This is a genomic window from Amycolatopsis tolypomycina (assembly GCF_900105945.1).
Classification (GTDB): Bacteria; Actinomycetota; Actinomycetes; order Mycobacteriales; family Pseudonocardiaceae; genus Amycolatopsis; species Amycolatopsis tolypomycina.
Genome location: NZ_FNSO01000004.1, coordinates 6,940,827 through 6,960,519 on the forward strand (window position 1 = coordinate 6,940,827; position 19,693 = coordinate 6,960,519).

At 70.4% G+C, this 19,693-nt stretch carries 21 protein-coding genes; 12 read left to right on the forward strand and 9 right to left on the reverse strand.

What is annotated here, in order from left to right; all coding sequences use genetic code 11:
* Positions 1–116: 116 nt before the first annotated feature.
* Positions 117–3,818: a multifunctional oxoglutarate decarboxylase/oxoglutarate dehydrogenase thiamine pyrophosphate-binding subunit/dihydrolipoyllysine-residue succinyltransferase subunit gene (locus BLW76_RS41500; protein WP_091317631.1), complete on the forward strand. Its 3,702-nt coding sequence runs from the start codon at positions 117–119 to the stop codon at positions 3,816–3,818.
* 51 nt (positions 3,819–3,869) lie between these two features.
* Here the strand turns inward: BLW76_RS41500 and BLW76_RS41505 are convergent, their stop codons facing one another.
* On the reverse strand, positions 3,870–4,571 hold the full coding sequence (locus BLW76_RS41505; protein ID WP_091317632.1) for a hypothetical protein: 702 nt from the start codon (positions 4,569–4,571) through the stop codon (positions 3,870–3,872).
* A 125-nt stretch (positions 4,572–4,696) separates the two neighbouring features.
* Between BLW76_RS41505 and BLW76_RS41510 the strand changes: the two genes are divergently transcribed.
* The 3 genes from BLW76_RS41510 to BLW76_RS41520 are packed head-to-tail and all read left to right on the forward strand — an operon-like array spanning position 4,697 to position 6,840.
* A complete protein-coding gene (locus BLW76_RS41510) occupies positions 4,697–5,215 on the forward strand; it encodes a GNAT family N-acetyltransferase (protein ID WP_091317634.1) in 519 nt (172 codons plus the stop codon).
* 13 nt (positions 5,216–5,228) lie between these two features.
* Positions 5,229–6,188 (forward strand): LLM class flavin-dependent oxidoreductase, encoded by a 960-nt coding sequence (locus tag BLW76_RS41515; RefSeq protein ID WP_091317635.1) that lies wholly within the window; start codon positions 5,229–5,231, stop codon positions 6,186–6,188.
* Positions 6,189–6,237: 49 nt separating this feature from the next.
* The gene (locus BLW76_RS41520; RefSeq protein ID WP_091317637.1) at positions 6,238–6,840 is read left to right on the forward strand and encodes a LysE family translocator; all 603 of its coding nucleotides are present in this window, start codon (positions 6,238–6,240) and stop codon (positions 6,838–6,840) included.
* Positions 6,841–6,955: 115 nt separating this feature from the next.
* Here BLW76_RS41520 and BLW76_RS41525 read toward each other — a convergent pair whose 3' ends face one another.
* The 5 genes from BLW76_RS41525 to BLW76_RS41545 all read right to left on the reverse strand — a co-directional run bounded on the left by BLW76_RS41525 (position 6,956) and on the right by BLW76_RS41545 (position 10,869).
* A complete protein-coding gene (locus BLW76_RS41525) occupies positions 6,956–7,429 on the reverse strand; it encodes a hypothetical protein (protein WP_143060782.1) in 474 nt (157 codons plus the stop codon).
* 143 nt (positions 7,430–7,572) lie between these two features.
* Complete coding sequence (locus tag BLW76_RS41530) at positions 7,573–8,445, reverse strand: ABC transporter substrate-binding protein (protein ID WP_091317640.1); 873 nt, start codon at positions 8,443–8,445, stop codon at positions 7,573–7,575.
* Complete coding sequence (locus BLW76_RS41535) at positions 8,442–9,125, reverse strand: ABC transporter permease (RefSeq protein WP_091320513.1); 684 nt, start codon at positions 9,123–9,125, stop codon at positions 8,442–8,444. The genes BLW76_RS41530 and BLW76_RS41535 overlap by 4 nt, the downstream gene beginning before the upstream one ends.
* A complete protein-coding gene (locus BLW76_RS41540; RefSeq protein WP_091317642.1) occupies positions 9,122–9,787 on the reverse strand; it encodes an ABC transporter permease in 666 nt (221 codons plus the stop codon). Before BLW76_RS41540 ends, BLW76_RS41535 begins: the two co-directional genes overlap by 4 nt.
* Complete coding sequence (locus BLW76_RS41545) at positions 9,784–10,869, reverse strand: ABC transporter ATP-binding protein (RefSeq protein WP_091317643.1); 1,086 nt, start codon at positions 10,867–10,869, stop codon at positions 9,784–9,786. The genes BLW76_RS41540 and BLW76_RS41545 overlap by 4 nt, the downstream gene beginning before the upstream one ends.
* A 92-nt stretch (positions 10,870–10,961) precedes the next feature.
* On the opposite strand from BLW76_RS41545, the gene BLW76_RS41550 reads away from it, so the two are divergent.
* Positions 10,962–12,368: a bis-aminopropyl spermidine synthase family protein gene (locus BLW76_RS41550; protein WP_091317645.1), complete on the forward strand. Its 1,407-nt coding sequence runs from the start codon at positions 10,962–10,964 to the stop codon at positions 12,366–12,368.
* Positions 12,369–12,420: 52 nt separating this feature from the next.
* On the opposite strand, the gene BLW76_RS41555 is transcribed toward BLW76_RS41550, so the two are convergent.
* On the reverse strand, positions 12,421–13,602 hold the full coding sequence (locus tag BLW76_RS41555; RefSeq protein ID WP_091317646.1) for an NAD(P)-dependent malic enzyme: 1,182 nt from the start codon (positions 13,600–13,602) through the stop codon (positions 12,421–12,423).
* Positions 13,603–13,963: 361 nt separating this feature from the next.
* On the opposite strand from BLW76_RS41555, the gene rfbC reads away from it, so the two are divergent.
* The 4 genes from rfbC (at position 13,964) to BLW76_RS41575 (ending at position 16,193) form a co-directional block, all read left to right on the forward strand.
* Positions 13,964–14,569: a dTDP-4-dehydrorhamnose 3,5-epimerase gene (gene rfbC, locus BLW76_RS41560; protein WP_091317648.1), complete on the forward strand. Its 606-nt coding sequence runs from the start codon at positions 13,964–13,966 to the stop codon at positions 14,567–14,569.
* Between the two features lie 58 nt (positions 14,570–14,627).
* Positions 14,628–15,041 (forward strand): SRPBCC family protein, encoded by a 414-nt coding sequence (locus BLW76_RS41565; protein ID WP_244170566.1) that lies wholly within the window; start codon positions 14,628–14,630, stop codon positions 15,039–15,041.
* The gene (locus tag BLW76_RS41570) at positions 15,038–15,472 is read left to right on the forward strand and encodes a MarR family winged helix-turn-helix transcriptional regulator (protein ID WP_091317649.1); all 435 of its coding nucleotides are present in this window, start codon (positions 15,038–15,040) and stop codon (positions 15,470–15,472) included. Before BLW76_RS41565 ends, BLW76_RS41570 begins: the two co-directional genes overlap by 4 nt.
* A 70-nt stretch (positions 15,473–15,542) precedes the next feature.
* Complete coding sequence (locus BLW76_RS41575) at positions 15,543–16,193, forward strand: hypothetical protein (protein WP_091320517.1); 651 nt, start codon at positions 15,543–15,545, stop codon at positions 16,191–16,193.
* Here the strand turns inward: BLW76_RS41575 and BLW76_RS41580 are convergent.
* Positions 16,190–16,663, reverse strand: a complete 474-nt coding sequence (locus BLW76_RS41580; protein WP_091317651.1) for a hotdog fold domain-containing protein — start codon at positions 16,661–16,663, stop codon at positions 16,190–16,192. The genes BLW76_RS41575 and BLW76_RS41580 overlap by 4 nt on opposite strands.
* A gap of 83 nt (positions 16,664–16,746) precedes the next feature.
* Here BLW76_RS41580 and BLW76_RS41585 point away from each other — a divergent pair, with 83 nt between their 5' ends.
* On the forward strand, positions 16,747–17,334 hold the full coding sequence (locus BLW76_RS41585) for an acid phosphatase (protein ID WP_091320519.1): 588 nt from the start codon (positions 16,747–16,749) through the stop codon (positions 17,332–17,334).
* 1 nt (position 17,335) lies between these two features.
* Positions 17,336–17,818, forward strand: coding sequence for a GNAT family N-acetyltransferase (locus BLW76_RS41590; RefSeq protein ID WP_091317653.1), 483 nt, complete (start codon positions 17,336–17,338; stop codon positions 17,816–17,818).
* Between the two features lie 72 nt (positions 17,819–17,890).
* Here the strand turns inward: BLW76_RS41590 and BLW76_RS41595 are convergent, their stop codons facing one another.
* Positions 17,891–18,361, reverse strand: coding sequence for a hypothetical protein (locus BLW76_RS41595; protein WP_091317655.1), 471 nt, complete (start codon positions 18,359–18,361; stop codon positions 17,891–17,893).
* A gap of 307 nt (positions 18,362–18,668) precedes the next feature.
* Between BLW76_RS41595 and BLW76_RS41600 the strand changes: the two genes are divergently transcribed.
* Positions 18,669–19,595 carry a diacylglycerol/lipid kinase family protein gene (locus BLW76_RS41600; RefSeq protein ID WP_091317656.1) on the forward strand — a complete coding sequence of 309 codons (927 nt, stop codon included), beginning with the start codon at positions 18,669–18,671 and terminating at the stop codon, positions 19,593–19,595.
* Positions 19,596–19,693 lie beyond the last annotated feature (98 nt).

The window sequence follows — 19,693 nt, forward strand, 5'->3', positions numbered from 1 at the left end:
CGCCACGCCTCACACAGGCCGGTTCCATCACATCGCGGTCACCGAGGGGGTTAGCCTGGTAGGCGCATCAGCGGATTCAAGATCGAGATCGAGACGGATAGAGGCGAGCCCCAGCCGTGTCCAGCAGCAGCCCTGCGTCACAGTTCGGCCCCAACGAGTGGCTGGTCGAAGAGATGTACGACCAGTTCCTCGCCGACCCTTCCTCAGTCGATGCCGCATGGCACGACTTCTTCGCGGACTTCAAGCCGACGCAGAGCGCGCAGGCCAAGGCGGACACCGCCCGGCAGCAGGCCGACGCCAAGCCCGCCACCAACGGCCAGGCCGCCGCCCAGCCGTCGCCCAAGGCCGTGCAGAACGCGGAGTCGGCGGCCAAGCAGGCCGCCCCCGCGAAGGCTCCCGCGAAGCCGGCGCCAAAGGCGGCTCCGGCCAAGCCGGCGGCCGCGAAGGCCGAGCCCAAGGCCGAGGCGAAGAAGGACGAGCCGGAGTCGAAGCAGCTGCGCGGCGCCGCGGCGGCCATCGCCAAGAACATGGACGCGTCGCTGAGCGTCCCGACCGCGACCAGCGTGCGCGCGGTCCCGGCGAAGCTGATGGCGGACAACCGCATCGTCATCAACAACCACCTCAAGCGCACCCGCGGCGGCAAGATCTCCTTCACGCACCTCATCGGCTACGCCATGGTGCGGGCGCTGAAGAGCTACCCGAACATGAACCGGCACTACCAGCTGATCGACGGGAAGCCGTTCGCGGTCACGCCGGAGCACGTCAACTTCGGGCTCGCGATCGACATGAAGGGCAAGGACGGCTCGCGCAACCTCGTCGTCGCCTCGATCAAGGGCGTCGAGGACATGACGTTCCTGCAGTTCTGGCAGGCCTACGAGGAGATCGTCAAGAAGGCCCGCAACAACAAGCTGACCGCCGACGACTTCTCCGGCACCACGATCTCGCTGACCAACCCGGGCGGCATCGGCACCAACCACTCGGTGCCGCGCCTGCAGGCCGGCCAGGGCGCCATCATCGGCGTCGGCGCCATGCAGTACCCGGCGGCGTTCGAGGGCACCAGCGAGAAGACGCTGGTCGACCTCGGCATCAGCAAGATCATGACGCTGACCTCGACCTACGACCACCGCATCATCCAGGGCGCGGAGTCCGGCGAGTTCCTCAAGCGCATCCACGAGCTGCTGCTCGGCGAAGACGGTTTCTACGACGACGTCTTCACCAGCCTGCGCCTGCCGTACGAGCCGATCCGCTGGGTCGCCGACATCCCGGACGGCCCGGTCGACAAGACCGCCCGCGTGATCGAGCTGATCGACGCGTTCCGGATGCGCGGCCACCTGATGGCCGACACCGACCCGCTGAACTACCGCCAGCGCAGCCACGCCGACCTGGACGTCCTGTCCCACGGTCTCACGCTCTGGGACCTCGACCGCGAGTTCCCGGTCGGCGGCTTCGCCGGCCAGGAGCGGATGAAGCTGCGCGACATCCTGGGCGTGCTGCGCAACTCGTACTGCCGCACGGTCGGCATCGAGTACACCCACATCCTCGACCCCGAGGAGCGCCGCTGGATCCAGGAGCGCGTCGAGATCCCGCACGAGAAGCCGGACCCCGCGGTCCAGAAGTACGTGCTCTCGAAGCTCAACGCCGCCGAGGCGTTCGAGACGTTCCTGCAGACCAAGTACGTCGGTCAGAAGCGGTTCTCCCTCGAAGGCGGCGAGACGGCGATCCCGCTGCTCGACACCATCCTCGACAAGGCCGCCGAGCACGAGCTCGACGAGGTCGTCATCGGCATGCCGCACCGCGGCCGGCTCAACGTGCTGGCCAACATCGTCGGCAAGCCGATCAGCCAGATCTTCCAGGAGTTCGAGGGCAACCTCGACCCGGGCCAGGCGCACGGCTCCGGTGACGTGAAGTACCACCTCGGCGCCGAGGGCAAGTACTTCCGGATGTTCGGCGACGGCGAGACGAAGGTGTCGCTGACCGCGAACCCGTCCCACCTGGAGACCGTCGACCCGGTCCTCGAGGGCATCGTCCGCGCCAAGCAGGACATCCTCGACAAGGGTGGCGAGGGCTACACCGTCCTGCCGGTCCTGATGCACGGCGACGCGGCCTTCGCGGGCCAGGGCGTCGTGGCCGAGACGCTGAACCTGGCGCTGCTGCGCGGCTACCGCACCGGCGGCACCGTGCACGTCATCGTCAACAACCAGGTCGGCTTCACCACCGCGCCGGAGCACTCCCGCTCGAGCCAGTACGCCACCGACGTCGCGAAGATGATCGGCTCGCCGATCTTCCACGTGAACGGCGACGACCCGGAGGCCGCGCACTGGGTGGCCAAGCTGGCCGTCGAGTACCGGCAGGCGTTCCACAAGGACGTCGTCATCGACCTCATCTGCTACCGCCGCCGCGGGCACAACGAGGGCGACGACCCGTCGATGACGCAGCCGGCGATGTACGACATCATCGACACCAAGCGCTCGACCCGGAAGACCTACACCGAGTCGCTGATCGGCCGGGGCGACATCTCCGTCGAGGAGGCCGAGGCCGCGCTGCGCGACTTCTCGAGCCAGCTGGAGCACGTCTTCAACGAGGTCCGCGAGCTGGAGAAGCACCCGGCGAAGGCCAGCCCGTCGGTCGAGGAGGAACAGCAGGTCCCGGCCAAGGTCAAGACGTCGGTCGCGAACGAGGTCATCGAGCGCATCGGCGACGCGTTCGTCCAGGTGCCCGAGGGCTTCACGCCGCACCCGCGCGTCAAGCCGGTGATGGAGCGGCGCCACAAGATGTCCCGCGAAGGCGACATCGACTGGGCGTTCGGCGAGCTGCTGGCGTTCGGGTCGCTGGCGATGGAGGGCCGGCTGGTCCGGCTGTCCGGGCAGGACTCCCGCCGCGGCACGTTCACCCAGCGGCACTCGGTCTTCATCGACCGCAAGACCGGCCAGGAGTACGCGCCGCTGCAGAACCTGGCCGACGGCCAGGGCCGCGTGATGATCTACGACTCGGCGCTGTCGGAGTACGCGGCCGTCGGCTTCGAGTACGGCTACTCGGTGGCGAACTCCGAGGCGCTGGTGATGTGGGAGGCGCAGTTCGGCGACTTCGTCAACGGCGCCCAGACGGTCATCGACGAGTACATCTCCTCCGGCGAGGCCAAGTGGGGCCAGCGCTCGGACGTCGTGCTGCTGCTGCCGCACGGCCACGAGGGCCAGGGCCCGGACCACACGTCCGGCCGCATCGAGCGCTTCCTCTCGCTGTGCGCGGAGGGCTCGATGACGGTGGCGGTCCCGTCCACCCCGGCGAACTACTTCCACCTGCTGCGCCGCCACGCCCTCGACGGCATCCAGCGCCCGCTGGTGGTCTTCACGCCGAAGTCGATGCTGCGCAACAAGGCGGCGACGTCGGCGGTCGAGGACTTCACCGGCGAGAGCCGGTTCATGTCCGTCATCGACGACGTGACGCCGGACCCCGCGAAGATCCGCAAGGTGCTGCTGACCTCCGGGAAGCTGTACTGGGAGCTCGTGGCGGAGCGGACGAAGCGCGAGGCCGACGACGTCGCGATCGTCCGGATCGAGCAGTACTACCCGCTGCCGAAGAAGAAGCTGCTGGCGGCGATCGAGCGGTACACGAACGCGACGCAGGTCGCGTGGGTCCAGGAGGAGCCGGAAAACCAGGGCGCGTGGCCGTTCTTCGGCCTCAACCTGCCCCGGAAGTTCCCGGAGGTCTTCTCGAAGCTCGAGGTCGTGTCCCGCCGCCCGATGGCGGCCCCGTCGGCGGGTTCGTCGAAGGTGCACGAGGTCGAGCAGAAGGCGCTGATCGCGAAGGCGTTCGACTGATCGCTTGAAAAAGGCCTCCCCACGGTTCCGGAACCGTGGGGAGGCCTTTTTCTATTCGAGGGACTCGGATGCGGCCTTGGCCAGGCTGTGCGCGTTGCGGCGGCACCGTTCGATGTTCCGGTCGGACGTGTCGGCGGCCGTGACGATCACGGTGACGTCGACGTTGCCCTGGTAGAACCGCACCCCGCACTGCATGGTGCCGCTCTGGTCGTAGTCGACGTCGGCCGCCTTCGTGGCCTTGCCGATCTTCTCGGTGATCGGCTTGGCCCCGCGATCCACTTCGATGTCGTAGCCCGCCTTCGCGTACCCGGGGCCGGCCCCCGAGCCCGGCTGCACCGACTTCGACAGCATCATCGACACCGTGCCGGACGACGAACCGGACTTCATCCACGAACAGCTGAGCTGGGACAGCTGGATCCGGTCGTCCGAGCCGCTGGCGGGTTCGGCGGGGCTGTCCTTGGTCAACGGCGGCAGGTTGTTCATCCTGCTCCCGACCTCGCTGCACCGCGGCAGCGAGGAGTACTTGTCGGCTTCACCGGCCGGCGCACTCGAGGTCGGCGCGGCCGTGGACCGCTTGTTGTCGGCCGTCAGCAGGAAGAAGGCGCCGACGCCCACCCCGGCCAGCACGAGCACGCCGACCACCACGAGCACGACGATCAGGGCGGTCTTCCCGCCCGGCTTGGGCGGCGGGTAGCCGGGCTGCTGCTGGTACGGCTGGTACTGCTGATACGGGTACTGAGGTCCTTGCTGCACGGATCGGACATTAGGCCATTCGCCCGGCCTGAGCAGGCCGTTCACCCGAAATCGCCGGCGGCCTGCCTGCTCGGCGCGCGAAACCCGATTGCCGTCCACGGCCGGTTCGCGGCAAGGTGGCGATCATGCTGATCCGCCGCGAGACGCCTGCCGACCGGGCGGCGATCCACGCCGTCCACAGTGAAGCCTTCCGCCGCGAAGCCGGAGTCACCCCGGTCGAAGCGCCGCTCGTCGACGAACTCCGCGAAGACGGCGACCTCATCAACCCGCTCTCGCTCGTGGCCGTCCACGACGGTGCCGTCGTCGGGCACGTCTGCTGCAGCCGGGCGCGCATCGGCGACGACCCGGCGGCCGCGGTCGGGCTCGGCCCGCTCGGCGTGCTGCCCGCGCACCAGGCCGGCGGCGTCGGCTCGGCGCTGGTGCACGCCGTCGTCGGCGCGGCGGACGCCCTCGGCCACGGCCTGGTCGTCCTGCTCGGCGAACCCGCCTACTACTCGCGGTTCGGGTTCGTCGAGGCGGCGACGCTGTCGATCGCTTCGCCGGACCCGAGCTGGGGCAAGTACTTCCAGGCGCGGACGCTGGCCGCGTACGAACCCACCCAGGCGGGCGCGTTCGAGTACGCGCCCGCGTTCTCCCGGATCTGAACAGGAGCCGCGCGTGTACGCACCGACCTCGTCCGTGGGTGTCCGCATCAACCGTGAGCAGCCGCCGTCCCGGCTGATCGAGCTGGCGAAGCAGGCCGAAGCCGCGGGATTGGACGAAGTCTGGCTGGTCGAGGACTGCTTCTGGGCGGCAGGCATCGCCACGGTCGCGACGGCGCTGGCGGTCACGTCGACGATCAAGGTCGGCATCGGCGTACTGCCGGCGGTGGCACGCAACCCGGCGATCGCGGCGATGGAGCTCGCGGCGCTGGCCGAGCTGCACCCGGACAGGCTGATCGGTGGCTTCGGCCACGGCGTGGCGTCGTGGATGCGGCAGATCGGCGCGTACCCGGATTCCCCGCTGGCGGCGCTGGAGGAGACGCTGCTGGCGGTCCGGCGGCTGCTGGCGGGCGAGCGCGTCTCGATGGACGGCAGGCACGTCCACCTGGACGAGGTCGAGCTGGTGTTCCCGCCGTCGTCGCCGCCCCCGCTGGTGGCCGGCGTCCGCCGCCCGAAGTCCCTGGCGGTGGCGGGCGCGACGGCGGACGGCACGATCCTGGCCGAGCCGTCCCCGCCGGAGTTCGTCCGGACGGCCCTCGAGGCCATCGCGGCCACGGGCCCGCACGCCATGGTGACGTACAACTGGCTGGCCCTGGGCGACCGCGAGCGGGCACGCCGGACGGTCGCGGAGTCACTGACGCCGGGCTCCCGGGTCCAGGTCGAGGGCCTGCCGTTCGCCGGGGAGTTGCTGGCCTTGATGGATTCGACGTCCACGGTGGACGAACTGGCGGCGGGCCTGCGCCCGGAGTGGCTCGACCGCCTGGCGATCTGCGGAGACGTGGACACCTGCGCGGCGGCGGTCCGCGCGCTGCACGAGGCCGGCAGTGGCTCGGTGGTGCTGCTGCCGCTGCCGGAGGAGCCCCCGGAGAAGGGCATCGAGGATGCGGGCCGCGTGGCGGCGGCGGTGCGCGGCTGAGACCGGAAAAGGAGTTCACCCACCCCGGCCGGCGTGCCACGATCGGGCCATGCCGGTCGACCAGCACCTTCTCCTGGCCTTCCTCGTCACCACCGCGATCGCGATGGTGACCCCGGGTCCGGACATGCTCTTCATCCTCGGCTGCGGCATGCGCGGCGGCCCGAAGGCCGGCCTGCTCGCCACCGCCGGGGTCGCCACCAGTGAGGCCATCCACGTCGCCGTGGCCGCGGCCGGGCTGGCCGCGCTCTTCGCCGCCGTTCCCGTCGCCTTCACCGTCGTGCGGGTCGCCGGCGCGGCCTACCTCATCTACCTGGGCGTGCAGGCCATCCGGAACCGCAAGCCGCTCGTCGAACGGAAAAGCGACCGCGCCTTCCTGTCCGGCCTGCTCACCAACCTGCTCAACCCGAAGATGGTCACGTTCACCATCGCCTTCCTGCCGCAGTTCATCGACCCGGCACGGGGCCACATCTGGCTGCAGTTCGCCGTCCTCGGGGCGATCATGATCGTGTTCGAGTTCCTCGTCGACGGCACCGTCGGCGTCCTCGCCGGCCGCGTCGGCGGGTGGGTCCGGAAGAAGAAGAACCAACGGCGGATCGAGGTCGCCACCGGCGGGATCTTCATCGGCCTCGGGGTGAAGCTCGCTCTCGACTAGCGCCTGTATCGAAGTGAGGGGCCGACCTTGAGTCACCGCCGCCGATCGCGAGCGGGCTGAAGGGGCACCTTCAGCCCCGCGCCATCGCGACCACTGCACCACTTCGATACAGGCTCTAGCTCGCCGCAGCGGCGATCCTGGCGTGCGCCTGCCGGGCTTCGCGGTTGAGCTTCTCCAGGATGGCTTTGGTGTTGCCGGTCGGATCGCACTCGGGCTGGATCTTGACCGGCGTCTTGAGTTCGTCGCCGTCCGCGAGCACCACCCAAAGCGAGCCGCGTACCGGATCAAGGTTGTCGTAGTAACTCGGACGGTGGATGAACTTCCGGATCCCGGCCCAGTCGAACTCGCGGGAACGCGCCAGCCCGCGCAGTCGGACGCCGCTGTCGCTCGTGTAGACGCCTATTGTCCGGATCCGGTAGTGGCCGTAGGCGATCACCGCCACGGTTGCGACACTCCACACGAACTGGGTGGCCCCCAGCGACGCTCCGAGGACGGCGACGGCCGCGAACGTCAGCGAGTAGCCGACGACGAACGGCGTCCGCCACCAAGCTTCGGGCGCCACCTGACGCCATTGCCTGATCTGAGTCATCCGCTCGGCTCCCTGTCGTGAAGGCCCCGACCGAGGTGGATACCTCGGGTCTTGGCCTTGACACGCTCCAGAGGGCTCAGTGGTTGCCGATGATTTTCGACGCCTCGATGAACACCGCGGTCCGACGCTCCTCGGCCATCACGCTAAGCCCGCGCGAGGAAGTCCTCCGCGATGTCCAGCGGGTTCCGCTTCTCTTCCGTGAACTCGACGTTGAGCCGCGTCAGTTCCTCGGTCGTCAGGGCCGCCGAGACGCGGTTCAACGCCGCCACCTCGGCCGGTGACAGCGTTCCCCGGGCCACCAGTGGGACGATGTTCTGCGCCGGGAACATGTTCTTGTCGTCCACCAGCGGCACGAACCCGTTCGCCGCGATGGTCGACGACGTGCTGAACAGGTCCGCCACCTGGACGTCGCCCGATTTCAGGGCCGCCACCGTCACCGGGCCGCCCGTGTCCGTCGTGCGGATCTCCTTGAACTCGCAGCCGTACAACGCCTTGATCTTGTCCTTCCAGCGGCTGCTCCACTGGCCTGGGCCGCCGAACACCAGCTCGCCGCAGCGGGGGCCCAGGTCCGAGAACGTCTTGACGCCCGAGGCAGCCAGCTGCGGGCCGACCACCAGCAGGTCCTTGTCCTCCGCCGGCGCCTGGTCCAGCACCTCGAACCCCGGCGGAATCTTCTGCCGCAGCTGCGCGTAAACGTCCTGGGACGTCGTCGCCGTGGTGTCCTTGTCGAAGTAGCGCAACAGGTTCCCGCTGTAGTCCGGTACCACCGACAGCGACTTGTCCTGCAGCGCCTTGACGACGACCTCGCGGCTGCCCACCGGTGGCCGCACCGTCACGTTCGACGCACCCGCCTGCCGCAGGGCACCCGCGTAGATCTGGGCCAGCAGCAGGCTTTCGCCGACGTCGGACGCCCCGATGATGATGTCGCCCGAACTGCCGCCCTCGCCGCCGCCCGCCAGGGGGTTGCCGCACCCCGCGGCCAGCACCAGGACCATCAACCAGGCCAGCCGCTTCACGCCGTCACCTTCTTCGCGGCCGCCGCGAGCCGGACGCCGCGCGGGACCAAAGCGCGGTTCAGCAAGGAAAAGAGCAGGTCCAGGACGATGGCGAGCGCCGTCGTCAGCACCGCGCCCGCGATCACCTCGGAATAGTCCAAAATGGCCAGTCCGTCGAGCAGGAACCGGCCCAGGCCACCGAGTCCGACGTACGCGGCCACCGCGGCGGTCGCCACCAGCTGGAGCACGGCGTTGCGGATGCCGCCCAGCACCAGCGGCAGGGAGATCGGCACCTCGACCTGCCACAGCCGCTGCCAGCCGGTCATCCCGACGCCCTCGGCCGCGTCGACCACGCCGTGGTCGGTCGCCTGCAGCCCGGCGTACGTGCCGGCCAGGATCGGCGGCACGGCCAGCACGACGAGCCCGATGATCGTCGACGTGACGCTCTCGGTGAAGAGCAGGAACAGGAACGTGACCAGCCCCAGCGTCGGCAGCGCGCGGATGGCGTTGCCGACGCTCACCAGCGCCACCCCGCCGCGGCCGGTGTGGCCGACGAACAGCCCCAGCGGCACCGCGATGACCAGCGCGATCACCAGCGACAACGCCGTGTAGCCGAGGTGCTCCAGCAGCCGCTGCGGGATGCCGTCGGGCCCGGACCAGTGCGCCGGGTCGCCGAACCAGCGGAAGAGATCGGTGATCATGCGGCCACCCGGGTCCACGGCGTCAGGAGGTTTCGCGAGCCCACCAGCACCAGGTCGACGACCAGGGCCAGCAGCAGCGTCAGCACGATGCCGACCACGATCGGCGAGAAGTACTCGCGCTGGAAGCCGTCGGTGAACAGCACGCCGAGGCCGCCGGTGCCGATCAGCGCGCCGACGCTGACCAGGCTGATGTTGCTGACCGACGCCACCCGCACGCCGGCCGCCAGCACCGGCACCGACAGCGGCAGTTCGACGGCGAAGAAGCGCCGCACCGGCTTGTAGCCGACCGCGGTCGCGGCGGCCACCACCGGCGGCGGCACCGCGTCGAGGGCGTCGAGCACCGGCCGGACCAGCAGCGCGGTGGTGTAGATCGTGAGCGCGACGACGACGTTGGCGCTGTCCAGGATCTTCGTCCCGATCAGGCCGGGGATGACGACGAACAGCGCGAGCGACGGGATCGTGTAGAGCAGGTTCGCCAGCACCATGAGCACCTGCCGCGCGGGCCGCCACCGGTGGCCGAGCCAGCCCGCCGCGATCGCGAGCACGATGCCGAGCACCAGCGGGAGCAGCGCCAGGTAGACGTGATCACCCAGGTCGCCGAGGATCTGGCCGCGGTTGTTCGCGCTGCCCAGGTACCGGCCGAGCTCGTCGAAGAAGCTCATGACGCCTGGGGCGTGCCCTCGATGACGTCCAGGACCTGCCGCGCGACCACGGCGCCGAGCACCCGGTGCTCTTCGTCGACGACCACGCCGAGGCTGGCGGGCGACGACAGCGCCGCGTCGAGCGCGCCGCGGATCGGCGTCCCCCGCACCCACAGCGATCCGCCGGCCACGAGGTCGTCCTCGCTCAGCGGTCCGTCCACTGTGGAGTTCGGCGGCAGCCAGCCGCGGGGCTGCTTCTCGGTGTTGACCGCGAGCCGCCAGCCGTCGCTCGCCGGGACGCTGGTGCCGATCTCGACCAGCTCCAGGTCATTGACCTCGACGCCTTCGGCGGAGAGGAACGACAGGCCGCGGTAGCCGCGGTCGCGGCCGACGAACGAGGCGACGAAGTCGTCCACCGGGTGGCGCAGGACGTCGGCGGGCGTGCCGTACTGGGCGAGCTTGCCGCCGACGCGCATCACGGCCACCTTGTCGCCGAGCCGGACGGCTTCGTCGATGTCGTGGGTGACGAACACGATCGTCTTGCCCAGCTGCGACTGCAGCCGCAGCAGCTCGTTCTGCAGGTCCTCGCGCACGATCGGGTCGACGGCGGAGAACGGCTCGTCCATCAGCAGCACCGGCGAGTCCGCGGCGAGCGCGCGGGCGACGCCGACGCGCTGCTGCTGGCCGCCCGAGAGCTGGGCCGGGTACCGCTTGCCGAGCTCGACCGGCAGGCCGATGATCTCGAGCAGCTCGGCGGCCCGCTTGCGCGCTTTCCCCTTGTCCCAGCCGGAAAGCAGCGGCACGGTGGCGATGTTGTCCAGCACCGTCCGATGTGGAAAGAGCCCGGCGTGCTGGATGACGTAGCCGATGCCGCGGCGCAGCAGGGCCGGGTCGCCCTCGGCGACGTCCTTGCCGTCGAGCAGCACCTGCCCGGCGGTCGGCTCGACCATCCGGTTGATCATCCGCAGCGACGTCGTCTTGCCGCAGCCGGACGGGCCGACGAACACGGTGATGGTGCCGTCTTCGACCGTGAGGTTCAGCTTGTCGACGGCGACCGTCCCATCCGGATACTGCTTGGTCACGTCGCAGAATTCGATGGTCACTGCCACTCCCCATGTCCCGGTCGGTTCGACCGTAGCCGAGTCCGCGGTGGTTGGCACGCCGTTCCGACACGTGGTGACTAGGCTCGGAGTCCGTGAAGGCTCTCGACGACGTCCTCGCCGCGCACGGCGTCGGCGTCCGCCCGCTGTACCGCGTCCTCGACCTGCTGCGCACCGGCGACCACGACCTCGGCGAGCTGGTCCGCCTGAGCACCGCACCGCGGCGCAGCGTCGAGGCCGTCCTCGCCGCCCTCGGCGACGACCTGGACCGCAGCGGCGACCGCCTGCGCATCGCCCCCGGCGTCGCGGCGGCGTACCTGCAGTACCGCGCGCCGCGCTACGCCGACCCGCTCGACGAAGCCGTCGCGACGCACGAGCTGCTGCCGAAGGTCGCCGAGTGGGTGGCCGAGGTGCCGTTGCCGCTGGCCGCGCTCGACCACGTGCAGGCCACGCCGGAGACCGTGCTGCGCCGCGCGCTCTGGCTGGACGCCCAGTACGACCTCGCCTCGACACGGCTGCTGTTCCTCGGCGACCACGACCTGACGTCGCTGGCCGTGCGGGCGGTCTGCCCCTCGGCGTCCCTGACGGTGGTCGATCTGGACGAGCGCGTGCTCGCCTACCTGGACGACCGTGGTGAGCGCGAGATCCGGACCGTGCACGCGGACCTGCGCGTCGGCCTGCCGCCGTCGCTCTCCGGCGGCGTCGACCTGGTGTTCAGCGATCCGCCGTACACGCCCGAAGGCATGGGGCTGTTCGCGGCGCGCGGGGTGCAGGCGCTGCGCGAGCCGAGCGAGGGGCGGCTGCTGCTGGCGTACGGCTACAGCCCGCGGCACCCGGCGCTGGGCGCGCAGGTGCAGCGCTCGCTGGCCACGCTCGGGCTGACGTTCGAGGCGATCCTGCCGGGTTTCCACCGGTATTTCGGGGCACAGGCGATCGGCAGCGCGGCCGACCTGTACGTCTGCCAGCCGACGGCGAAGGCCAAGAAGATGCGCAGCGGCAAGGCGATCTACACGCACGGGCCGCAGTCGGTGGAGGCCGCCGGGACGAAGCCGGCGCTGCTGGAGAAGCTGAAGGAGATCGCCGCGGCGGGCGGGCTCTCCCCGGAAACGCGCCCGGTGGACTGGTCGATCTCCGGCCCGGAGGGTGACGCGGTCGCGATGGACCTCTCGGCCGACCCGGGCCCGTGGCTGCTGCGGACGCTCCTGGGCACGAACGCCCGGCGCCTGGCCCTGCTGGTCCCCAACTCCCACCCGGACCTGGCGGACCAGGCCTCCCAAGAAGCGCTCGCGTCACTCGTCCGGGGGAAGTACGCCCTCCGGTACCTGCGCAGCACCCCCGACAACCGCCACGCGGTGGTGGTCGCGGAGGCGGTGGAGCACCAGGACGAGGTCCTCACCCGCGCCCACGCGCGCTTGGCGAACGTCTCCCTCGACGTCCCCGACGACCTGACGGACCTCCGCCTGGTCGACGTCCCCCGCCACCGCCTGACCGAACTTCTCTGAACACGCCGAAGGCGGCACTTTCACGTGAAAGTGCCGCCTTCGCGAGCGGAACTCAGTCCGTGACGCCGTCGGCTTCCGCGGCCTTGGCGACCGCGGCGGCGACCTCCGGGGCCACGCGCGGGTCGAGCGGGCTGGGGACGATCCGGTCCGGGCCCAGGTCGTCCATCGCCACCGACACGATCGCCTCGGCCGCCGCCAGCTTCATGTTCTCCGTGATCGCCCGCGCGCCCGAGTCCAGCGCACCGCGGAAGACGCCGGGGAACGCCAGCACGTTGTTGATCTGGTTCGGGAAGTCGCTCCGGCCGGTCGCCACGATCGACGCGTAGCGCGCGGCCACCTCCGGGTGCACTTCCGGGTCCGGGTTGGAGAGGGCGAACACGATGCCGCCGCCCGCCATCCGGCCCAGCAGCGACTCGTCGATCGTCGCGCCCGACAGGCCGAGGAACACGTCCGCGCCCTCGAGGGCCTCCGCCAGGCCGCCGCGAAGGCCGGCCTTGTTCGTCGACGCGGCCAGCCGCTCCTTGACCGGGTTCAGGCCCTCGCGGCCGGTGTGGATGATGCCGCGGGAGTCGAGCACCGTGACGTCGCCGATGCCGGCTTCCTGGAGGATCTTCGCGCAGGCCACGCCGGCCGCGCCGGCGCCGGAGACGACCACGCGCTGGTCGGCGATCGCCCGGTCGAGGACCAGGTTGGCGCCGCGCAGGGCGGCGAGCGTGACGATCGCCGTGCCGTGCTGGTCGTCGTGCATGACCGGGCAGTCGAGGGCTTCCTTGAGCTTGTCCTCCAGCTCGAAGCACCGCGGCGCGGAGACGTCCTCCAGGTTGACGGCCCCGAACGACGGCCGCAGCCGCACCAGCGTCTCGACGATCTCGTCGACGTCGGTCGTGTCCAGCACCAGCGGGATCGAGTCAAGCCCGCCGAAGGTCTTGAAGAGCACCGACTTGCCCTCCATGACCGGCAGCGACGCGCTGGCGCCGATGTCGCCGAGGCCGAGCACCGCCGTCCCGTCGCTGACCACGACGACCAGCCTGTCCGCCCACGTGTAGCGCTTGGCCTTGGCCGCGTCCTCGGCGATCGCGCGGCTCACCTTCGCCACACCCGGGGTGTAGGCGATCGAGAGGTCACGCGGGCTCGAAATCGGCCGGGTGGCCGCCACCGAGAGCTTGCCGCCCTCGTGGCCGGTGAAGATCTCTTCGTCGGTGACCGGCGCAACGCCGCCGGTGGGGTCGGTCATGGGGTTTCCTGTCGTCGGTTCCGTCATTCCCCCAGTGGGAATGACGGAACTCGCGGATTGGACGTAGGTCACTGGAATTTCTCCTGGGCATGCGGGCTGGGACCACGGTCGAGCAAGGGGGAACCGTGGGGGATCCCGGCACGGCAGCCCAGCGCGGTAGCGCCGGCCTGTCGGCGAGGCGTCACGTCGGCCATCGGTGCCGTGGGTCTGGCGATGGCCGCGGACGCGGCGGTTCGTTCATTGTGACAGGTCCCCCGCCGCCCGCGACCCCTTGGTGCGGTTGATGTCACACCCCTACCGATTTCCGCCGCAATTCCCAAGACGTCCGTCCGGTTTTGTTGGTGCCCGATAAGGTGACGGCATGCAATTCCGCCGGCTGCGCGTCCCGGACGCCTACGAGTTCTCCCCCCGGGCGTTCCCCGACGACCGGGGCCTGTTCGTCGCCCCCTTCCAGGAGGACGTCTTCCGCGAAGCGGTCGGCCACTCGCTGCGGCTCGGCCAGTCGAACCACAGCGTGTCCCGGCGCGGCACGATCCGCGGCCTCCACTTCGCCGACACCCCGCCCGGCCAGGCCAAGTACGTCTACTGCCCGCGCGGATCGCTGCTCGACGTCGTCGTCGACATCCGCGTCGGGTCGCCGACCTTCGGCCAGTGGGACACGGTCGTGCTCGACTCTCGCGAGTTCCGCGCCGTGTACGTCGCCGAGGGCCTCGGCCACGGCTTCGTCGCCCTCGAGGACGACACCGTGATGACGTACTTCTGCTCGGAGCCGTACAACCCGGCGGGCGAGCACGGCATCACCCCGCTCGACCCCGCGCTCGACCTGCCATGGCCGTCGGACATCGAGCAGGTGCTGTCCGGCAAGGACCGCAGCGCGCCCACCCTGGCCGAAGCCCGGGAGCAGGGCCTGCTGCCGGTGTACGCCGACTGCGTCGCCTACTACGACAAGCTGCGCTCGGCGAACTGACCCACCACGGCCGCGAGGCCGCTTGCACATTTAGTAAGCGCGCATATAGTCTGCCTGCATGGCACTTTACGAGTACGAGCACAGCGAGACCTCCACCGCCCCCGCCGCCACGATCTGGCCGCTCTGGGCCGACACCGGGCGCTGGCCGGAGTGGGACGCCGGCGTCCGGTCGGTCGTCCTCGACGGCCCGTTCGCCGTCGGCACCGGCGGCACGATGACGATGGACGGCATGCCGCCGATCCCGTTCACCCTCACCGAGGTCACCGCGGGCCGCAGCTTCACCGACGAGACCGCGCTGCCGGACGCGCACCTGCGGTTCGAGCACGTGCTGACCGACGTCGACGGCGGCACGCGGATCACCTACCGCGTCACGATCGACGGGCCGGAGGGCTTCGGCGAGCAGGTCACTTCGGACACTCCCGACGCCATGCGCGCCCTGGCCCGGCTCGCTGAGGCAAGCTCACGGGTATGACCGCCCCCGAGTCCCGCCTGCCCGGCCCCGAGCGCAGCCCCGGCTTCCTGCTGTGGCGCGTGACGCTGGCCTGGCAGCGGGCGATGCGGGCCGCGCTGGCTCCGCACGACCTCACGCACGTCCAGTTCGTGCTGCTGACGACGACGTGGTGGCTCACCCGCGCAGGCGAGCCGCCGACCCAGCGGCAGCTCGCCGACCAGGCAGGCATTGACACGATGATGACCAGCCAGGTCGTCCGCAAGCTCGCCGACCGCGGCCTGCTCGCGCGCGCCGACGACCCGGCCGACGCCCGCGCGAAGCGCCTGGAGGTCACCCCGGCCGGCCTGGAGCTGGTCGCGAAGGCGCTGAAGGACGTCGAAGCCGCGGACGCCGAGTTCTTCGCGGCCACCGGCGACGGCTTCGTCGACGCACTGGCCCGGCTGGATCCGTAAGGGATTCCCGGGTTCTCCCTGGGGACGATCCCGGATGTCCCGGCGGTGCCGCGCGGGCAGGCTCACCGCCATGAAACTTCTCGCACTGGGGGCGGCCGTGGCCGCGCTGGCTCTGCTGCCGGGCACCGCGTCCGCGGACGAACTCCCGACGTTCGGCTTCACCGACTGCCCGGCACCGCCCGCGAACGCCGACCCCGGCACGTGGCGCTGCGAAGCTTTTGTCTCACAGGGGAAACTGACGATCGGCGGCCAGGCGATCCCGCTCGGCGAGCTGCGGCTGACGTTCAGCGAGGGCAAGGTGAACGGGCAGTACGCGCAGGTGTTCGGCGCGCTGCGGCACGAGCCGGTGCGCGTGCCCGGCCTGGCCGGCACGACCCTTCAGTTGCGCTACGGCGGCTACTCGGACTTCCAGGGCAACGACGAGCGCCGCGGCGAGCTCGACATCTACGCCGAGCTGCGGCACCCGTTGCTGCGCAAGGGATGCAGCGTCGGCACGGCGGCCGCGCCGCTGCACTCCGTCGTCCACGACGACCCGGCGGTGCCGCCGACCGTCATCTCCAGGAACCCGCCGACGTTCCACTTCGGCGTCGTCGACCCCGCACTGGCGCTCCCGGCGACGCAGGGCTGCGGCCCGCTCGGCGAGTTCGTGGACCGGAAGCTGGGGCTGCCGTCGCCGGCCGAGTTCCACCAGACGACGTACGTGCAGTACAAGCAGCTCTAACGCTTCTTCGGCGTCACCCAGATGGTGATCGTCCCGGTGACCACGGGCTTGCCGTTCTTGTCCGAAATGGTCACCGGGACCTCGATGTCGAAGCCTTCGTCGCCGAACTCCGACAGCTCGGGCAGCGCCGCCACCGCACGCAGGCCCGTCTCGGCCTTCGCGACGTACTGGACGTTCATGCCCTTCGGCAGCCAGCGGTGCGTGGTGGGAACGGTCGCTTCGGCGAGCATGCCCATCGCGATCTCGGCGAGGTTGCAGGCGGCGATCGCGTGGAAGGTGTGGATGTGGTTGTAAACACCCCACCACTTCGGCGCGGACACCTCGCAGCGGCCGGGCCGCAGCTCGCGCACCGAGGGCAGCACCGTGCGGAAGTACGGCACCCGCAGGCAGATCGCGGCACTGAACAGCTGTTTCCCGCCGGGCTTCCCGGCCAGCTTGCGCCACAGCGCGAACGTCGGCGTCTCGGACATGGGCGTCTCCTCGGACTAAGCTACCGTTCAGTAGCTAAGCAGACGGCCGGCCGCCGCGCAAACGGCCGGGTATGTTCGGCCGCGTGACCAACCGTCTCTTCCTCCTCCGGCACGGGCAGACCGAATGGTCGCTGAACGGGCGGCACACCGGCCGCACGGACATCCCGCTGACGCCGGCGGGCGAAGGCCAGGCCCGCGCCGCCGGGGGAACCCTCCGGAGCCTGGTGGGCGGCCCGTCGCTGGTGCTGTCGAGCCCGCGTGCCCGGGCGCTGCGCACGGCCGCGCTGGCCGGGCTGCGCGTCGACGAAGTCACCGAGGACCTCGCCGAGTGGGACTACGGCGACTACGAAGGCATCACCACACCGCAGATCCGCGAAACCGTGCCCGGCTGGACGGTCTGGACCCACCCGAGCCCCGGCGGCGAAAGCGCTTCGGACGTGTCGTCCCGCGCGGATCGCGTGCTGGACCGCGCGCGGCAGGCGTGCGAGGCCGGCGACGTCATCTTGGTGGGACACGGGCACTTCAGCCGTGTGCTGGTGGCCCGCTGGCTCGGCCTGCCCGCCACCGCCGGCGTCCACTTCGGACTCGACGCGGCCGGCATCGCGGTGCTCGGCGACGAGCGCGGCGAACCCCAGATCGAACACCTCAACCTGCTGCCCGCGGAGGACTGACGTGCCCGACGACCGCATCCGCCGGATCCGCCCTTCGGACGTCGAAGCGGCGGTCGGCCTGGCGTACGAGCTGGCGGAGTACGAACGCGCGCCGGACGAGTGCCACCTGACGCCGGCGCAGCTGCACGAGGCGCTGTTCGGCGAGTCGCCGAAGCTGTTCGGGCACGTGGCCGAAGTGGACGGCGAGATCGTCGGCTTCGCGGTCTGGTTCCTGAACTACTCGACGTGGCGCGGGGTGCACGGGATCTACCTGGAGGACCTGTACGTCCGCGAGTCCCAGCGCGGTTCGGGCCTGGGCAAAGCGCTGCTGGCGGCCCTGGCGGCGGAGTGCGTCGCGAACGGCTACGCGCGGCTGGAGTGGTCGGTGCTGGACTGGAACCCGGCGACGGAGTTCTACAAGGCCCTGGGCGCGGTCCCGATGGACGAGTGGACGGTCAACCGCCTCACCGACGAGCCGCTTCGCGCGTTGGCCGCCCAGGCTTAAACGTCATGAAAGAGTCGTTCATGACGTCGGATGTCATGAACGACCCTTTCATGACATCCGGGCGGGCCTGAGTCAGTCCTCTTCGTGGCCTTCGCGCTCGGCACGGCGGCCGGCGAGGCCACCGCGTTCGGCGGCCTCGGTCTCCGTCTCGCCTTCGCGCAGCCCCAGCGCCCAGGCCCGCGACGGCCGCCGGAACAGCAGGACCAGGGCCGCGATGCCCAGCAGCGCGATCGGCACGCCCCACAGCGGCTCGCCGGACGGGCCGAGCAGGTACCAGCCGAGCCCGATCACGATCAGCGCGATCACCACGCCCGGCGAGCGCGCCCACGTCTGGCCGAGCACCAGCCCGGCCGACGCGGCCAGGAACGCCAGTGCCACCACGATGAACGTGCCCGACTCGACGAAGACGTTGTTGCCCGGCTGCGCGGGCGAGCCCAGGCCGTTGACCAGCACGACCACCCCGAACACCAGCAGGGCGAGCGACGGCACCGCGGTGACCGCGCCGGCCAGCCGGACCTCACGGGGAGCGGGCGAGAGCTTCACTGCGGCGGCCTTCCGGTTTTCGGCGAGCGCAGGGGACTCCACCAGGGCGAGTCACCGTGCGTGAGCTCTTTCGATCGTATGCCACCCGGTCGGCCGTTTTCGCGGGACCGCCCGGGCGTCGAAAATCAAGATGTCGTCGATGAGCGGGCGGTCGGCCCGGGTGCACTTGTCACGACGAGCGGACACTCGCGCGTGAAGGAGGACCGCCCGGCACAGGGTCTCGAAGGTGCTGTTCCCCGGGGTTGCGCCCGTCACCATGCGGCGCCGGAAGGTTCTCGGGCCGCCGGAAGTCACTTACTCTGCGGTAATGCGCGCAATCCTCGTGGTGAACCCCCAGGCCACCTCGACCACCGCGGGTGGCCGGGACGTCCTGGCGCACGCGCTCGCCAGCCAGGTCAAGCTCGACGTGGTCGAGACGGACTACCGCGGCCACGCGATGGCGGTCGCGCGCTCGGCGGCGCGGGACGGCATCGACCTGGTCGTCGCGCACGGCGGCGACGGCACGGTCAACGAGGTCGTGAACGGCCTGCTGGCCGACGCCGACGGTGACCCCACCCAAATCGGGCGAGTGCCCGCCCTGGGTGTCGTCCCAGGCGGCTCGGCCAACGTGTTCGCGCGCGCCCTCGGCATCTCCGCCGACTCCTTCGAGGCCACCCACCAGCTGCTCAACGCGCTGGAGAACGACCGCTCGCGCCGGGTCGGGCTCGGCCTGGCCGACGGGCACTGGTTCACCTTCAACGCCGGCCTCGGCTGGGACGCCGACGTCGTCGGCCGGGTCGCCAAGCGCCGCGGCAAGCAGACCACCGCCGGCCTCTACCTGCGCGCCGCCGTCCGCTCCTACTTCCGGCCGCCGCTGGGCCGGCCCGCCCTCACGATCCGCGTCCCCGGCGAAGACCCGGTCGAGGCGTTGACCGCTTTCGTGTCGAACACCGATCCGTGGAGCTACCTGGGCGAGCGCGCCGTTCACCTCAACCCGGGTTGCTCGTTCGAGACGGGATTGGGTTTGTTCGCGCTGAACGGTCTGGGGTTGCCCACGGTGTTCAAGCATGTACGCCAAGCTTTGACTACGAAGAGCAACCAGCGCGGCCGACGTCTCGTGCGTCACGATGACCTGCCGATGATCCGCATCGACGCAGCTGAACCGGTAAACTTCCAGGTGGACGGCGACCTCGTCGGCCAGCGGACTCGAGTCGAGTTCTTCAGCGTCCCCCATGCACTCACGGTGATCGTGTGACGACGGGACCGCTGATCGCCTGCGGATAAGTGCCAGGTGCCGTTCGTCGACGGAGAAGCTCCACTCAGCGCATCAGCCTTCCCTTACCTAGGCTGTTT

What these genes read in the sequence shown, in the direction of transcription:
- BLW76_RS41510 (WP_091317634.1), top strand. Translation starts at nt 4,697, where the DNA reads ATGCTGATCCGCCGCGAGACGCCTGCCGACCGGGCGGCGATCCACGCC.
- BLW76_RS41520 (WP_091317637.1), top strand. Translation starts at nt 6,238, where the DNA reads ATGCCGGTCGACCAGCACCTTCTCCTGGCCTTCCTCGTCACCACCGCG.
- BLW76_RS41525 (WP_143060782.1), bottom strand. Translation starts at nt 7,429, where the DNA reads ATGACTCAGATCAGGCAATGGCGTCAGGTGGCGCCCGAAGCTTGGTGG.
- BLW76_RS41535 (WP_091320513.1), bottom strand. Translation starts at nt 9,125, where the DNA reads ATGATCACCGATCTCTTCCGCTGGTTCGGCGACCCGGCGCACTGGTCC.
- BLW76_RS41540 (WP_091317642.1), bottom strand. Translation starts at nt 9,787, where the DNA reads ATGAGCTTCTTCGACGAGCTCGGCCGGTACCTGGGCAGCGCGAACAAC.
- BLW76_RS41555 (WP_091317646.1), bottom strand. Translation starts at nt 13,602, where the DNA reads ATGACCGACCCCACCGGCGGCGTTGCGCCGGTCACCGACGAAGAGATC.
- rfbC (WP_091317648.1), top strand. Translation starts at nt 13,964, where the DNA reads ATGCAATTCCGCCGGCTGCGCGTCCCGGACGCCTACGAGTTCTCCCCC.
- BLW76_RS41565 (WP_244170566.1), top strand. Translation starts at nt 14,628, where the DNA reads ATGGCACTTTACGAGTACGAGCACAGCGAGACCTCCACCGCCCCCGCC.
- BLW76_RS41570 (WP_091317649.1), top strand. Translation starts at nt 15,038, where the DNA reads ATGACCGCCCCCGAGTCCCGCCTGCCCGGCCCCGAGCGCAGCCCCGGC.
- BLW76_RS41575 (WP_091320517.1), top strand. Translation starts at nt 15,543, where the DNA reads ATGAAACTTCTCGCACTGGGGGCGGCCGTGGCCGCGCTGGCTCTGCTG.
- BLW76_RS41580 (WP_091317651.1), bottom strand. Translation starts at nt 16,663, where the DNA reads ATGTCCGAGACGCCGACGTTCGCGCTGTGGCGCAAGCTGGCCGGGAAG.
- BLW76_RS41600 (WP_091317656.1), top strand. Translation starts at nt 18,669, where the DNA reads ATGCGCGCAATCCTCGTGGTGAACCCCCAGGCCACCTCGACCACCGCG.